Consider the following 1,729-nt stretch of genomic DNA (forward strand, 5'->3'; position numbering starts at 1 on the left):
AGTCGCAACCGGAGTCTTGAGAGTTTGGCCGAGTTGATCAAGGCGCTTGAGGGCTTGCTCGGCAAAGAGGCCCTTAAACTCTGGGCTTGTCGACAGGGTTAGTTTGCCGTCGCGATGGCTCAATTTGGTTTGGGTCAAAAGATGGGCGGACCTGCCCGAAAGCTCTGCGCCCAAACGAATTGCGGCCCCCAAAGCATCCGCGCGCACAAGGCGCTCTTCATCCAACAAACGCTTGACCAAATTGGGCTCAATCTCATCCAGCTTCGCACCATAGCGGCGGGCCGAGACCCGGGCGAGGAAGACACGTTCAATATGGGAGGCGGCTGGATAGGGCGCGCGCAAGACAATTTCAAATGCAATGCGGGCACGATCATCAGGGTGAAGAGTAGCGCCAACGTCGGCCAACATACAGGCGGCAGCCCGCAAAATCTCGCCGCGTCGATCGGGGAACAGGCGTGGCAAATCTTCGAAGACAGGCATCACCCACCAGAATAGGGCTTCGCCAAACTCCCGCATGCGGGGGTCAGAACCGATCATGGCAATAGCGCCAGCCACCAGCGGGTCTTGCGCGCGCTCTTCGGGGCTTAATTCCTCCAGCAAAATGCCTTCGCGTAGCCCGTGGGATGAGATGATGACGCTGTCAAAGGCACCATGGTCTAACAGGGCACGCAGCAAAGTGGCGGCATAGGGCAAGGTCTCGGCGCGCTTGCCGGTTGAACCATCAATGCGCTCCAGCGAGCGCTTGCTTTGGCCCGAGACAAAGTCGCAAATGGTGATCGCCTCGGCCCGCGTCATGGCATAATTATGCAGGACCTGCAGGGGGTAATTGCGGGTGATCATGTCAATCTTGGCAATCGCCCGCCAAGCGCCGCCAACCGCATGCAATTCAGTTCCACGACCCAGTGGCAGCACATCGGATTTCGCCAGCACCGTGTCGATGCGCTTTCGCATATCGGCCACATCAAAGCTGTCGGTCACGCCCATGGCTAAGGGCCCCAAAGGCCAGCTCTCGGCTTTGCCCGGTCCGTCAGGGCTCAAGGAGACCAATTCAAGGCTAGAACCACCCAAATCGCCCGCGATGCCCCCAGCACCAGGTGCCCCGGCCAAAACACCCAAGGCGGACAGGCGGCCTTCTTCGGGACCTGAAATAATCTTGACGTCAAAACCTGTCTCGGCGCGGATCTGATCGACAAATTCTGGCCCGTCACTGGCATCGCGCACGGCAGCGGTTGCCACGGCATGGATTGTCTGCACGCCAATCGCGTCGACCAACAGACGAAAGCGGCGCAACGCTTCCAACGCCCGGCGTACGCCAATCGGGTTTAACTTGCCGGTCTCGGGCACACCCCGGCCCAGACCTGCCAAGACCTTCTCGTTTAAAATGGGGGCATTGGCGCGGCCTTCCACCCGGTAAATCACCAGACGGACGGAGTTGGAGCCAATATCAATCACCGCTTGGTCGCGCAGCGGGTTAAAGACAAAACGATTGGGCATATCAGGCCTTGGTGCTGCTGCGCGATGACTTCCGGCGCGCTTTGGCGCGCGGGGCATTAGGGCGAGTTAGACTGGCCGCGCGGCCACGACCGGACAGGCTTGGGTTCTCCATGAACCACGTATGCACATTGAAGGGCTCTGCCTCATTGACCGGCACAACCCGCTGATAGGTCCCGTCTGGCTGCATCGACCAGCTTTGCGCCTCATCGGCCAGATTGGCGACCATGATCTGATC

At 59.6% G+C, this 1,729-nt stretch carries 2 protein-coding genes; both read right to left on the reverse strand.

The features are described from left to right. On the reverse strand, positions 1-1,494 hold a 1,494-nt coding region (locus ACOVRA_RS10885), incomplete at its 3' end, for a Ppx/GppA family phosphatase (RefSeq protein ID WP_421720308.1). A 1-nt stretch (position 1,495) separates the two neighbouring features. Then, positions 1,496-1,729 (reverse strand): hypothetical protein (locus ACOVRA_RS10890; RefSeq protein WP_421720309.1); only part of this gene is annotated, 234 nt, incomplete at its 5' end.

Source organism: Aquidulcibacter sp. (genome assembly GCF_049239865.1).
Classification (GTDB): domain Bacteria; phylum Pseudomonadota; class Alphaproteobacteria; order Caulobacterales; family Aquidulcibacteraceae; genus Aquidulcibacter.